Annotated in this window: 12 protein-coding genes; all 12 read left to right on the top strand. The window is 49.5% G+C overall.

Going from position 1 to position 12,629, the window contains the following annotated elements; all coding sequences use genetic code 11:
* Nucleotides 1-26 precede the first annotated feature (26 nt).
* The 12 genes from ABRS97_RS01110 to smc all read left to right on the top strand — a co-directional run bounded on the left by ABRS97_RS01110 (nt 27) and on the right by smc (nt 12,579).
* Complete coding sequence (locus tag ABRS97_RS01110) at nt 27-1,145, top strand: SepM family pheromone-processing serine protease (RefSeq protein ID WP_367811054.1); 1,119 nt, start codon at nt 27-29, stop codon at nt 1,143-1,145.
* Between the two features lie 86 nt (nt 1,146-1,231).
* Nucleotides 1,232-1,738, top strand: coding sequence for a YceD family protein (locus ABRS97_RS01105; RefSeq protein ID WP_367811053.1), 507 nt, complete (start codon nt 1,232-1,234; stop codon nt 1,736-1,738).
* A 38-nt stretch (nt 1,739-1,776) separates the two neighbouring features.
* Nucleotides 1,777-1,950, top strand: a complete 174-nt coding sequence (gene rpmF, locus ABRS97_RS01100) for a 50S ribosomal protein L32 (RefSeq protein WP_188174201.1) — start codon at nt 1,777-1,779, stop codon at nt 1,948-1,950.
* A 119-nt stretch (nt 1,951-2,069) separates the two neighbouring features.
* Nucleotides 2,070-2,684 carry a transcription factor FapR gene (gene fapR / locus ABRS97_RS01095; RefSeq protein ID WP_367811052.1) on the top strand — a complete coding sequence of 205 codons (615 nt, stop codon included), beginning with the start codon at nt 2,070-2,072 and terminating at the stop codon, nt 2,682-2,684.
* The gene (gene plsX, locus ABRS97_RS01090) at nt 2,668-3,657 is read left to right on the top strand and encodes a phosphate acyltransferase PlsX (RefSeq protein WP_367811051.1); all 990 of its coding nucleotides are present in this window, start codon (nt 2,668-2,670) and stop codon (nt 3,655-3,657) included. The genes fapR and plsX overlap by 17 nt, the downstream gene beginning before the upstream one ends.
* A gap of 9 nt (nt 3,658-3,666) precedes the next feature.
* Nucleotides 3,667-4,653, top strand: a complete 987-nt coding sequence (locus tag ABRS97_RS01085; RefSeq protein WP_367811050.1) for a beta-ketoacyl-ACP synthase III — start codon at nt 3,667-3,669, stop codon at nt 4,651-4,653.
* A gap of 120 nt (nt 4,654-4,773) precedes the next feature.
* Nucleotides 4,774-5,727 (top strand): ACP S-malonyltransferase, encoded by a 954-nt coding sequence (gene fabD / locus ABRS97_RS01080; protein ID WP_367811394.1) that lies wholly within the window; start codon nt 4,774-4,776, stop codon nt 5,725-5,727.
* Nucleotides 5,714-6,454 carry a 3-oxoacyl-[acyl-carrier-protein] reductase gene (fabG, locus tag ABRS97_RS01075; RefSeq protein ID WP_367811049.1) on the top strand — a complete coding sequence of 247 codons (741 nt, stop codon included), beginning with the start codon at nt 5,714-5,716 and terminating at the stop codon, nt 6,452-6,454. The genes fabD and fabG overlap by 14 nt, the downstream gene beginning before the upstream one ends.
* Before the next feature lie 84 nt (nt 6,455-6,538).
* The gene (gene acpP / locus ABRS97_RS01070) at nt 6,539-6,772 is read left to right on the top strand and encodes an acyl carrier protein (protein WP_028558238.1); all 234 of its coding nucleotides are present in this window, start codon (nt 6,539-6,541) and stop codon (nt 6,770-6,772) included.
* A gap of 89 nt (nt 6,773-6,861) precedes the next feature.
* Entirely contained in the window at nt 6,862-8,097 is a 1,236-nt protein-coding gene (gene fabF / locus ABRS97_RS01065) for a beta-ketoacyl-ACP synthase II (RefSeq protein ID WP_367811048.1), read from the top strand.
* Nucleotides 8,098-8,158: 61 nt separating this feature from the next.
* Nucleotides 8,159-8,860: a ribonuclease III gene (gene rnc / locus ABRS97_RS01060; RefSeq protein WP_367811047.1), complete on the top strand. Its 702-nt coding sequence runs from the start codon at nt 8,159-8,161 to the stop codon at nt 8,858-8,860.
* 146 nt (nt 8,861-9,006) lie between these two features.
* Nucleotides 9,007-12,579, top strand: coding sequence for a chromosome segregation protein SMC (gene smc / locus ABRS97_RS01055; RefSeq protein ID WP_367811046.1), 3,573 nt, complete (start codon nt 9,007-9,009; stop codon nt 12,577-12,579).
* Nucleotides 12,580-12,629 lie beyond the last annotated feature (50 nt).

The raw sequence follows: 12,629 nt of genomic DNA, 5'->3' as shown, positions 1-12,629 counted from the left end.
CAATTAACATCAGGAGGGGAACCTGTATGGATGACAAAGATGAAAATAGGATCCAAACGTGGTCAAACGATACGTATCGATATCCGAAAAGAACGGCAACCCGACGGTACTTAATCTCTTTTCTTGTCGGGATTGTTATTATTTATTTGATGTTTTTTGTGCAGCTGCCTTATTTTATTTTCATGCCGGGAACCGCTGAGGAAATAAAACCGATGGTTACCATTCCCAAAGGCGCAGACACGGAAAAAGGCGCACTTATGCTGACAACCGTCAGGGTGGCTGATGCTAATTTGGTCAATTACTTGATCGGCATTGTTCACCCGTATGAGGAAATCCAACCGAAAACGAGTGTATTCCGTAAAGGAGAGAGCGAGCAGGAGTATTCGCAGCGGCAAGAATATGTCATGCTGACTTCTCAGGCGAGCGCCATTCAAGCGGCGTATACGAAAGCCAAAATACCTTTTCACATCAGTCACGAAGGTGTCATGGTGCTCAAAACGCTGCCCGGAATGGCAGGGGAGAAGGCGCTTAAGCCTGGCGATGTGCTGTTGAAAGCCGGAGATACAGACATTAAAGTGGCGCAAGACTTGCTAGATTCGCTCAAAGGCAAAAAAGCTGGAGAGAACGTAGAAATTACGTTCGTGAGAGATAAAGCGGAACAAAAGGCCACCTTGACGCTCGCAGTGCTGCCTGCTCAAGAAGGCAGTACACAGCGAGTGGGTATCGGCGTTGTGCCAGCAGATATGCAGTCGGTTAAAGCGGATCAAGCGGATCAGCAAGTTACCATTAAAGCGGGTGAAATTGGCGGCCCTTCGGCAGGCTTGATGTTCTCACTCGAAATTTATAATCAGTTGACGCCAACGGATATTACAAAGGGTCATCGCATCGCGGGGACTGGAACGATCGATTCGAATGGCACCGTCGGGCCAATTGGCGGCATTCAGCACAAGATCATTGCCGCAGATAAACAAGGGGCCGAGTATTTCTTCGCGCCAAAAGATGTGACCCTGGAGGATGGAACGAAAATTCAGAATTATTCGGATGCTGTTGCGCGAGCAAACCAGATCAAGACGAAGATGAAAATTGTCGAGATTGGTACCATGGAAGATGCGGTCAAGTTTCTTGAGGCGCTTCCGCAAAAGTAGGGTAATATAGTAAAAATAATATAAATTAAATTGACAAAAGGCATTTATACTGGATATAATAATCTTTGTTTGTTTGAGGTGATAACATGCAAATTCGTTTTAAAGAGCTCGCTCTACAAGGACAACCGGTGCACATGACAGCGGATATGAATTTGACTGAAGCTTTTCAGGGGCGTCAAGATATCCTTGCTTACAGTCCCGTACATGTCGATCTTCATGCTCAGCATGAAGGCGGAGCGGCAAAAGTTAACGGTACGTTAACGCTAGACTTGGAGTTAAGTTGTTCACGATGCTTAACGCACAGCAAGCAAACAATCGAGCTTCCTTTTCAGGAAGTCTTCATGCAGAAGCTGGAAGAAGATGCCGAGGTCGACGAGGATATTCATCTGGTGACGGAAGATAGAATCGATTTGGAGCCTTACGTTTTAGAAAATGTAGTGGTCGGTTTACCGTACATACCACTTTGTGATGAAGCGTGCAAAGGTCTCTGCCCCGTGTGCGGAGAGAATCGCAATCTGACGGATTGCGGCTGTAAGCCGGAGAGGATTGATCCAAGGCTTGCAGGTCTCGCGGACTTTTTTAACAAAGAATAAGGCAACGCCCGAAATTCGTTTAAGGAGGTGTTTTGAATATGGCAGTACCTCAAAGAAGAACGTCCAAAACTCGTCGCGACAAGCGCCGTACTCACTTTAAATTGGAAGTTCCAGGCATGGTGAAATGCGAACAATGTGGAGAGCTGAAGTTGGCACATCACGTGTGCAAAACTTGCGGATCTTACAAAGGTAGAGAGATCGTAAAAGCATAAGATTGAACATAGTACTTCATCCTAGTGTGAGGTGCTATTTTTTTTGCTTTCTTTTTAGGTGTAAAAATAATATACTACAGTTTAGTATCTGGTAATAAGATGAGATATAACGAGATAAGGTGGTGCTCGCCATCGAACGCCTTCCTAAACGACATAGACAGCAGCAACTGCTCCAAGTGATTGAAGCCAACCCGTTTATGACGGATGAAGAGCTGATGCGAACGTTTCAGGTCAGTATACAGACCGTGAGACTGGATCGGTTGGAACTCGGCATTCCCGAGCTGCGGGAGCGGATGAAGCATATGGCGGTCAAGACGTACGACCAGGTGCGTTCGCTGTCGATTGACGAAGTCATTGGAGAAGTCATCGATTTACAGCTGGATCAAAGCGGTATCTCGATTTTGGAAATTAATGAAGATCAGGTTTTCTCAAGAACCAAAATTGCTAGAGGACATCACATATTCTCGCAAGCCAACTCCTTGGCTGTTGCCGTCATCGACGATCCGATTGCCCTGACCGCTTCAGCGGATATCCGCTTTATTCGTTCTGTGAAGCTCGGAGAGAAGTGTATTGCCAAAGCTTACGTGCGTTCTATATCCAAGGGGAAAGCGCGTGTAGAGGTGTTTTCGTACGTGGGCGACGAGGTCGTGTTTCGGGGCAACTTTGTGATCTTTCACTCGAAGAAAGAGCAACATCTAGAAAAGGAGGACAAGCTGCATGCGGATCGCGATTGATGCAATGGGCGGCGATCATGCCCCAAAAGTTGTCGTGGAAGGTGCAATCGCTGCGGCTAAAGAATGGTCCGACGTAGACATTATTCTCGTCGGCAATTCGGCTGCCATCGAAGCGCATTTGTCAGAGAGACCAGCCAATCTCACCATCCGTCATACGGAAGAGGTGATTGAGGCCGATGACGAGCCCGTGAAAGCGGTGCGTCGCAAAAAAGACGCTTCTATGGTAGTAGCAGGCAGACTGGTGCGAGAGAATGAAGCGGAAGCGATGATATCCGCAGGGAACACCGGCGCATTAATGACAACGGGTTTGCTTATCGTCGGCAGAATTCCCGGGATAGATCGTCCGGCGCTTGCCCCTATGATTCCGACAACCAATGGCAATGGCGTGCTAGCACTTGATTTGGGCGCCAACATGGATGCGACAGCGGAGCATTTGACCCAGTATGCGATCATGGGAAGTATTTACCGCAACAAAGTGCATGGCATTGCCGAGCCTCGCGTAGGGCTGTTGAATGTGGGGACGGAAGCCATGAAAGGGAATGAATTGACGAAGGCGGCATATCCTTTGTTGGAACAAGCTCCTGTCCGTTTTATCGGCAATGTGGAGTCTCGGGACGTGCTTCGTGCGGAATGCGACATTATTGTTTGCGATGGATTTGCAGGCAACATTATGTTGAAAACGCTGGAAGGCGCTGCATCCGTATTTTTCTCCGTATTGAAGACGGAATTTACAAAAACGTGGTATTCCAAACTAGCTGCGGCTATACTAAAACCGGGCATTATGAAATTTCGTAAACAATTTGACTACAAAGAGCACGGCGCGGGTCCACTCTTAGGCATTCAAGGGCTAGTCATGAAATGCCATGGTTCCTCGGACGCCAATGCGATTAAAAATGCAGTTCGCCAAGCGAGAATCGCCTTAAAGAACGACTTGGTCGGCGCGATATCTGCGGAAATCAACCACGGGAAGTGAGAGAACAGCATGAACCTTATACCAGTTGGGGTGCTTGGATCAGGGAAATATGTGCCTGATCGCATTTTGACGAATCAAGAGTTGGAAACGATGGTTGAAACCAATGATGAGTGGATTGTGACCAGAACGGGAATTCGCGAGAGAAGAATCGCGGCTGAAGGGCAAGCAACATCCGATCTCTGCTATGAAGCGTCCCTCATTGCACTTGCAAATGCCGGAATTACACCGGATCAAATCGATTTGATCATCGTCGCAACGATCACGCCGGATATGTCGTTCCCATCGACGGCCTGTGTGCTTCAAGAAAAGCTGGGCGCGAAGAAAGCGGCAGCTTTTGACCTGTCGGCGGCATGTTCCGGTTTCGTTTATGGATTGGCGAATGCATCGAACTTTATTGCGACCGGTACATATAAATATGCGCTAGTCATCGGCGCGGATTGCTTATCGAAGATTACGGATTACACGGACCGTAACACCTGTATTCTTTTTGGCGACGGGGCAGGGGCTGTCGTGATCGGTGAAGTGCCGGAAGGCAGAGGCTTCCAATCCTTCGAATTGGGCGCAGACGGCACAGGAGGTCCTCTTCTGAAAATTGAAGGCGGCGGTTCGCGCAATCCCGCGTCACAGGCTTCCCTTGACCAGAGAATGCATTATATTTATATGGCTGGAGCTGAGGTGTTTAAATTCGCCGTGCGCATTATGGGGAATGCGGCAGACGAAGCGCTTCGCAAAGCAGGATGGGAAAAAGGAGACATTGATTTGCTCGTTCCGCATCAAGCGAATATGAGAATCATTCAAGCTTCTCTGAACCGTCTGGAAATGACTGAGGATAAATGCATGGTCAATTTGGACAGGTACGGCAACATGTCCGCTGCATCCATTCCAGTAGCGCTGGCTGAGGCAGTAGAACAGGGGCGCTTGAATGAAGGCGACCGCTTAGTGCTTGTCGGCTTTGGCGGCGGTCTGACTTGGGGCGCGTCCGCGCTTGTGTGGTAATTGCAAACTTTAAGTGTGTGTTCAAAAAGTTCGCTTTCAGCACCGAGAAGGTAGGACAAAGTGGACGTTCTGAACAACCTCTTTAATGTGAATATATGGCGGAAGGGAACCTTTTCTTTTATGGGTAAAATTGCTTTTGTTTTTCCGGGGCAGGGCTCACAAACTGTGGGAATGGGACAAGATTTGTACCAGAATCACCCCGCTGCCAAATCTTATTTTGACCGCGCTGATGAGGCGCTGGGGTTCTCACTTTCGGATCTGATTTTCCAGGGGCCTGAGGACACTTTGAAAATCACGTACCACACGCAGCCTGCGCTGCTGACAACAAGCATGGCTTGTCTGGAAGTGTTCAAGGCTGCGGGCGTCACACCAGACTATGTCGCCGGACATAGTCTGGGCGAATACAGCGCGCTCGTCGCCGCAGGCGTGCTCGCGTTCGAAGACGCGGTCCGCACGGTGCGTGCTCGCGGCGAGTTCATGGAGCAGGCCGTCCCTGGCGGCCTGGGCGCCATGGCGGCCGTGCTCGGAGCCGAGCGCGAAGCGCTGGCGGAGCTCTGCAAGGCCATCACCAGCGGCGGCTCCGTTGTGGAGCTCGCCAATGTGAACTGCCCGGGACAGATTGTCGTCTCGGGCAGTAAGGAAGGTGTTGCAGCGGTCGTGGAACGCTGCAAAGAAGCAGGCGCGAAGCGTGCCATTCCGCTCGAAGTGAGCGGGCCCTTTCACTCCTCGCTCATGAAGCCGGCCTCGCAGCGCCTCGCAGAGGTGCTCGCTTCCGTCGAAATGAGCGAAGCGGCTGTGCCTGTCGTGGCCAACGTAACGGCACGTCCAGTGACGCAGCCCGGCGAAATTCGCGGGCTGCTGGTCGAGCAGGTGTACTCCCCGGTTCTCTGGGAGGACACAGTGTCTTATTTAACCGGCCAAGGCGTCGATACGTTCATTGAGCTTGGCTCAGGAACCGTTCTTGCCGGGCTCATCAAGAAAGTGGACAAAAGCGTAAAAATCGTGTCCATCGGGAGTTTGGAAGTTTTGAATAAGTACTTGCAGGAGGTCGTTCACGAACATGCTAACGGGTAAAGTAGCACTGGTAACCGGCGCATCTCGAGGCATTGGCCGCGCGATCGCTCTGCATTTAGCTGAATCGGGCGCTGATGTGGCTGTCAACTATGCCGGCAGCGAGCAAGCAGCGCAAGAAGTTGTCGCGCTGATCGAAGCCATGGGGCGCAAAGCCGTCAAGCTTCGCGCGGATGTAAGCAGTTTCCAAGAAGCTGAAGATCTTGTGAAGCAAACGCTTGATACTTTTGGTAAAATTGATATTCTTGTGAATAATGCAGGGATAACAAGAGACAATTTAATCATGCGAATGAAGGAAGAAGAATTCGATCAAGTCATTGCGACGAATCTGAAGGGCGTATTCAACTGTGTCAAAGCTGTTACACGCCCGATGATGAAGCAGCGCTCCGGTCGAATCATTAATATATCTTCCGTAGTTGGCGTGCTCGGGAATCCGGGGCAAGCTAACTATGTAGCTGCAAAAGCAGGCGTTATTGGTTTGACCAAAGCGACTGCGCGTGAGCTTTCATCTCGGGGGATTACCGTTAATGCGGTAGCTCCAGGCTTCATTGAAACGGATATGACCGACAAGTTGACACCTGAAGTGCGTGAACACATGTTGAAGGAAATACCGCTTGAGCGCCTTGGACAACCAGAGGAAATCGCCAAGGTCGTACGCTTCCTGGCGTCTGACGATGCAGCTTACATGACAGGCCAAACGCTTCATGTGGATGGCGGCATGTACATGTAAGTTATCCCAGAAAGAGAATCTCCAAATTGCCTACTGGCAATCTGTCAGAGATTCTCGTATAATACCAAAGAGGAGGTGAACCGGATGTCCGACGTATTGGATCGTGTTAAACGAATTGTAGTCGATCGTCTAGGGGTTGATGAAGCTGAAGTCACCCTCGAAGCATCTTTCAAAGAAGATCTAGGTGCTGATTCTCTCGATGTAGTTGAATTAGTAATGGAATTAGAAGATGAGTTCGATTTAGAAATTTCCGATGAAGATGCCGAGAAGATTACTACTGTAGGAGAAGTTACGAATTACATAAAATCTCATACGTAATAGTCAACCAAGTCCCGTTTTGTTTCAAGACGGGACTTCTCTCCATTTTCACTAAAAAAACGATGCTTACCTACATAGAGGTGGAACACATGAACAGAGTTGTAATTACAGGTATGGGCGTAGTTACTGCCCTTGGTCAAGATTTGGAAACGTTCTGGGGTAACCTGACAGCAGGTAAATCCGGAGTCGGCATGATCGAGAACTTTGATGTAAGCGAATACCCGACACGGATCGCTGCTGAAATGAAAGATTTTAATATTGAGCAATACGTGGATCGTAAAGAATCTCGCCGGATGGATCGTTTTGTGCAGTTCGCTGTTGCTGGCGCACTTAATGCCCTCAAGGATGCGAATCTCGACGTGAAGGAAGGCACTGACCCTGAACGCGTGGGCGTATCGGTTGGTTCGGGAATCGGGGGATTAAACACGTGGGAGGAGCAGCACCGCACACTTTTGGAAAAAGGTCCAAAGCGCGTGTCGCCGTTCTTCATCCCAATGATGATCGCGAACATGGCTTCTGGTCATATCTCCATGGTCACAGGCGCAAAAGGGCCGAATAGTACGGCTGTTACCGCTTGTGCGACAGGAACGCATTCCATCGGGGATTCCTTCAAAATGATTCAAAGAGGCGATGCCGACGTCATGATTTGTGGCGGTGCGGAAGCAACAATTACGCCAATTGGAGTCGCTGGCTTTTGTGCGCTTCGCGCGATGTCCACACGCAACGACGAACCGCAAAAAGCAAGTCGTCCGTTTGATACCGATCGCGATGGTTTCGTCATGGGCGAGGGCGCCGGAGTTCTTATTCTGGAATCTCTTGAACATGCTCAGAATCGTGGAGCGCGTATTTATGCGGAAGTGATTGGTTATGGAATGAGCGGAGATGCTTATCACATGACGGATCCAGATCCGGACGGTGCAGCGCGGTGTATGTCCAAAGCAATTAAAGATGCGGGCATTGCACCAGAAGCAATTTCCTATATTAATGCGCACGGTACATCTACACCTGTTGGAGACCGCTCTGAAACGACGGCGATTAAGAAAGCTTTTGGCGAACATGCCTACAAAGTTGCTGTGAGTTCCACGAAATCTATGACAGGGCATCTATTGGGTGCTGCTGGAGGCGTGGAGGCTGTTATTTGTGGTTTGACGATCGCAAACAGTCTGATTGCTCCAACAATCAATCTAGATAATCAAGATCCTGAGTGCGATTTGGATTATGTGCCGAATACAGCGCGTGAAGCGAATGTCGACATCGCGATGTCGAACTCCTTCGGGTTTGGCGGACATAATGCAACGATCATTTTGAAGAAATTCCAAGCATAATATGCCTTCCTACGAAGAAAGATAACGTAATATCATTCTCTCTGGGTGGTGAGTCAAGGCAATGAATCGTGATATTAAGGTGCTGCAGCAACGAATCGGCATCCCTTTTCGCAAAGTGGAGCTGTTAAGACAAGCTTTTACACATTCCTCTTATGTCAATGAGCATCGTATCGCTGGACATAAAGATAATGAGCGTTTGGAGTTTCTGGGAGACGCCGTTCTGGAATTGACGGTTTCCGAGTTTTTATATGATACATATCCAGGCCGTACAGAAGGTGAGTTGACCAAGCTCAGAGCATCTATTGTGTGTGAGCCTTCACTGGTTACGTTTGCTGAGGATTTGGATTTTGGCGCTTTTGTGCTTTTGGGCAAAGGCGAGGAATTGACGGGAGGACGTTCGCGTCCTGCCCTTCTAGCCGATGTATTCGAGTCGTTCATTGGCGCGCTTTACTTGGATCAAGGGCTCGCCAGCGTGAAATCGTTTCTCGAACGTCATGTATTCGCGAAAATCTCCAGCGAAGGCAAGGTGCTGGTGATTGACTACAAGACACAATTGCAGGAGCATACGCAGCATCATAATATGGGCTCGCTCGAATATCGGATCGTCAATGAGCGGGGGCCTGCTCATGAACGTGAGTTCGTAGCTGAGGTGTACATGGATGCTTCGCTTCTCGGAACAGGCGTCGGCCGATCCAAGAAGGAAGCCGAACAGCAGGCTGCGGCACAAGCATTGTCCAAGCTGAATGTAACAGCTGAAAGGTAAGGAATTTCCATGAAAAAGGCGGCTGAGGCTGCCTTTTTTATTTGTTGGGTAATCATATGTCGAATTTCGTCGAAATCGCGCATTTTCGCTTATTTTTATCTCTTATTTTCATATGGGATATGTTACAATATTTTTGAGGTGAGACCATGTTTTTGAAACGGATTGAATTATCCGGATTTAAGTCTTTCGCAGACCGGACGGAGCTGGAATTTGTACGCGGCATTACCGCAGTTGTAGGTCCGAACGGAAGCGGTAAAAGTAACATATCCGACGGTATCCGCTGGGTGCTCGGGGAGCAAAGTGCGAAGTCACTCCGCGGCGGTAAAATGGAAGATGTTATTTTTGCAGGCAGTGATGCGCGTCGAGCGGTCAACTATGGAGAAGTATCTCTGACGCTTGATAACAGTTCGCAGGCGCTTCCTCTTGATTTCAATGAGGTGACGGTTACGCGGAGAGTGCATCGCAGCGGGGAAAGCGAATATTTAATTAATAAGCAGCCCTGCCGCCTGAAAGATATTACCGAGTTGTTCATGGATACGGGGATAGGTAAAGAAGCGTATTCGATTATTGGACAAGGTCGGATTGAGGAAATATTAAGTACGAAATCGGAAGATCGCCGGGGTATTTTTGAGGAAGCCTCGGGGATTGTTAAATATAAATCGCGTAAACGCGAGGCGGAGAAAAAACTGAGCGATACGGAACAAAATTTGCTGCGTATCCATGATTTGGTTTCTGAGCTCGAGGATCAAATCGAACCGCTTCGCGATCAGTCGGAAAAAGCAATCCGGTTCAAAGAACTGCGGGAAAAGCTGAAGAGCAGCGAGATCTCCATGTATGTGCATCAGATCGATCAGATCTATGTATCTTGGAATGAAGCGACACAAAAGCTGGAAAAACTGCAAAAAGAGCAAACAGAGCTTGCTACGGTCGTAAATCAGCATGATGCCCATTTGGAAAAGCACCGCTGGGAAACGCGCAATCTCGAGGAAGAGCTCGAAAAGCTGCAGATGAGCCTGCTTCAATTGAGTGAAGAGTTCGAGAAAAATGAAGGGTACGGTGAAGTACTCAAAGAGCGTAAGAAGAACTATGTGGCCAATCGGCAGCAGTTAGCAACCACAATTGCCCTGCAGGAGCAGCGAAGAACAGATAAAGAGGCTGAGCTGGCCGAGCAGCGGGAGAAGATTATTGGCATTGGGGCACAGTTATTTGAGTTTCAGGCCAAGCTCCATGCAGAAGAACAGCGGTTGCTTGGGGTCAATGGCGGGATCAGCTCAGCACCTGAGGATCAGCTCAAAGGCGAGCTTCTGGAGACACTCAACCGGATGGCGCATGCACGCAATGAAATTCGCTACGCAGAGCAGCAGACGGAAAGTCTGGGACGCAGACTGGAAAGATTGGACGAGGAAAGTCAGAAGTGGGCGGAACAGCGTGAACATATCGCGCTTCGTAAGCAAGAACTAACCGCGAAGCTGGAACAGACGGTTGCTGAGATTGAGGAGGACCGTCAGCGCTATGTACAGTTGACTCAAAGTCTTAAATCAAGACAAGGTTTGTTGGATGAAGCACAGGGCATGGTTCGTAAATGGGAGCAAAAGTTGGATGCGCTGACCTCTCGCCGCGATACGATGAAAGAAATGGCGAACGACTACGACGGTTTTATGCAGGGTGTAAAAGAAGTGCTTAAGGCGAAAAGCCGCAAAGATCTGCGAGGCATTCGCGGAGCGGTCGCTGAGCTTGTTAAAGTGCCGGCTGAGGTTGAAATCGCAATTGAAACTGCACTCGGCGGCGCGCTGCAAAATATCGTCGTTGAGACAGAGGCGGACGGACGCGAGGCGATCGCTTTCCTGAAGCGCCGTCAAATGGGGCGGGCCACGTTCCTGCCGATGAATGTCATTCGCGGTCGATCCATTTCGGATCAAGAGATTCATTCTTTAAAATCCGCCAAAGGCTTTGTGGGCATTGCTGTTGATCTCATTGAGTTCGACGCTACCTATAAGAATATTTTTTCCAGTTTGCTGGGTAATGTGGTCGTTGCTCAAAGCTTGGAAGAAGCGAATCATATCGCTGCGAAAGCGCAGTACCGTTATCGCGTCGTTACATTGGAAGGCGATGTTGTCAACCCTGGGGGTTCCATGACGGGCGGCAGCTTGCAGAAGAAGACGACCAGCTTACTGGGACGTCAGCGGCAAATTGAAGAGCTGGATCAAGAAATTAAGACCTCTCAGGAGCAGCTAAGCGGCTTGCGGGATAAAACGGGCTCGATGAAACGTGAAATCACCGACGATATGATGAACATCGAGCAGCTTCGCCAGCTTGGTGAGCAGAAACGGATCGCCGAACAGCAAATACGCGCGGAACTAAATCCGCTTGAAGCGGAAAACCGCACGGTAGAAGAGCAGCTCATGCTGGATAGTCAAGATCGGAATTCGCTCATAGCGGAGCAAGCGGATTACGGGCTCAAGAAAGTGGAGTCTGAACAGATGCTAGCGGAGCTCCAGCAGGAGGAGGCTTCCCTGCAGCAAGCGATTCGTGAAGCTGAGCTCTCGCGTAAAGCGAGTGAATCGGAGAAAGAAGAGCTGCAAAGTCAGCTTACCGACCTGAAGGTGAGTGTAGCGTCAATTTCGCAGGAGAAACAGTCGCTTCAAGATCAGCAGCGCCGCCTGCAGCAGGACCTTGCGGATACGGATCGCGAGATGGAGACCAACGCACAGCTGCTTCATCAATTGGAGCAGGATATGGAAGCGCTGGAACAGGAGACCGTGCTGCAAGTTGAGCAGCTAAATGATCTCAAACTAAAGAAGCAGCAATGTTCGGAGCAAATTGATTTCAGGCGTGCTGAACGTGCTGATTGGCTTCATAAGCTGGAGCAGGAAGAGAATGAGACGCGTGCTCAGCGCATTCAGCTCAAGCAGGTTGAGGAGAGTCTGCATCAAACAGAGGTTCGCGTGAACCGGCTTGATGTGGAGCTTGAAAACTTGCTCAAAAAATTGGGCGAAGAATATGAGCTTAGCTATGAGCTTGCAAAAGTGCGCTATCCGGTTCCGGAGGACATCACAGGCACGCAAAATCTGGTCCGCGAGCTAAAACGTGAAATCGCTTCGCTTGGCGATGTGAACCTAGGGGCGATCGAGGAATATGCCCGTGTTTCCGAACGTTTTGAGTTCCTTAGTGCACAGAAGAACGACCTGATCGATGCCAAAACAACCTTGTATGAGGTTATTCGAGAAATGGATCAGGAGATGTCCAAGCGGTTCAAGACGACTTTTGACGCGATTCGCTCGCATTTTGTCATCGTATTTGCTAAACTGTTTGGCGGCGGCCGTGCGGACTTGATTTTGTCCGAACCGGAAAACTTGCTCGATACGGGGATTGAGATTGTTGCTCAACCGCCTGGGAAAAAGCTGCAAAATCTTCAGCTGCTTTCCGGAGGAGAGCGCGCTCTAACCGCTATTGCCCTGTTGTTTTCGATTATTCGGGTGAAGCCGGTGCCGTTCTGCGTACTGGACGAAGTTGAAGCTGCCCTTGACGAGGCGAACGTGTCTCGCTTCGCGGAGTATTTGCGGGAGTTTTCCGAGATGACGCAGTTCATCGTCGTAACGCACCGCAAAGGTACGATGGAAGAAGCCGATGTGCTCTATGGGGTTACGATGCAAGAAGGTGGCGTATCCAAGCTAGTTTCCGTCCGTTTAGAAGATGAGGAAGCCGTTGTATCTGCATAAATGAGAGATAAAAATTGCTAGCCATGCATGTTGTTGCTATAGCAATCCTA

This window comes from Paenibacillus tabacirhizosphaerae, assembly GCF_040812395.1.
In the GTDB taxonomy this organism is placed as follows: Bacteria; Bacillota; Bacilli; order Paenibacillales; family NBRC-103111; genus Paenibacillus_E.
The sequence above is the reverse complement of the archived record's forward strand: the minus strand, read 5'-3'. Positions and strand labels throughout refer to the sequence as shown.